The sequence below is a fragment of the Bacillus sp. SG-1 genome (genome assembly GCF_000181495.1).
GTDB lineage: Bacteria > Bacillota > Bacilli > Bacillales > Bacillaceae_B > Rossellomorea.
The window spans coordinates 1-930 of record NZ_ABCF01000185.1 but is presented as its reverse complement, the minus strand read 5'-3'; the positions used below and the strand labels follow the sequence as shown (position 1 = coordinate 930).

Genomic DNA, 930 nt, shown 5'->3' with positions numbered 1-930 from the left:
AGATAAACCGCTTTACGTTAATAAGATTCACGAAGATATCTCTTATGAACTTGTGAAATTTCTTGAAGAGCTTGGCTGTCAAATGCGAGTCGTCCAGGACAAAATGGCCATCATGAACAGGGTGAAACTATCAGGCTCCCTTCGTGAAAAAGTCCTGTTTAACCGGGAATCAAGTTTCATTTACAGTACTCACTATACAGACTCATTAAGTGAGTACCTTTTTGAGGATCCTTCCTCCGCACTTAAAATTGAAGCGAAATTCACTTCAGAGTCAGACCGGAATGACGCAATGAAAGCTATTAAAGGCATGTACCATGAAGTGGACTGCATTGTGACAGACAGCGACAGAATGGATATCGTAAAAAGGGGAGTGTCAAAACTAAGGGGACTTCTGTATGTATGCGAACGCGAGGGAATCACCCGCGATCAGGTCGTGATGGTAGGAGCCAATCAGGATGACAAAGATCTCCTCGACTGCTGCGGTCTCGGTATCGCAATGGGGAACGCCAATCAGGAAGTCAAAAATGCAGCAGATTGGATTACCCGTACGGATAAACAAAATGGTGTTGCCTACGCGGTGAAAGAACTATTCCGCAAACAGCAGCCGATTGAATTCTTAAAGAAAATGAATGTAATAAAATCATAGTTTCAGAGAAGCTGGCCTGGCAGGGTCAGTTTTTTTGTTTTTATCAGCAGTGGCAGAATTCATCCGTCGCTGAACCGGCCACATGATTGGCTTATGGACGAATAGCTTGTAAACGTACCACTACAGAAGGGGAATCGGGTCTATAATGGTACGATTAGCCGGAAAACGTACCACTAGAGAAGGGGAATCGGGTCTGTGATGGTACGATTAGGGAGGAAACGTACCACTACGGAAGGGGAGTTGGGTCTGAGATGGTATGATTAGCCCGTAAACGTACCACTATA

General features: G+C 44.6%; 1 protein-coding gene. It reads left to right on the top strand.

Annotated elements, in window-relative coordinates; genetic code table 11:
• On the top strand, nucleotides 1–646 hold a 646-nt coding region (locus BSG1_RS19635; RefSeq protein ID WP_006838997.1), incomplete at its 5' end, for an HAD hydrolase family protein.
• Between the last annotated feature and the right edge of the window lie 284 nt (nucleotides 647–930).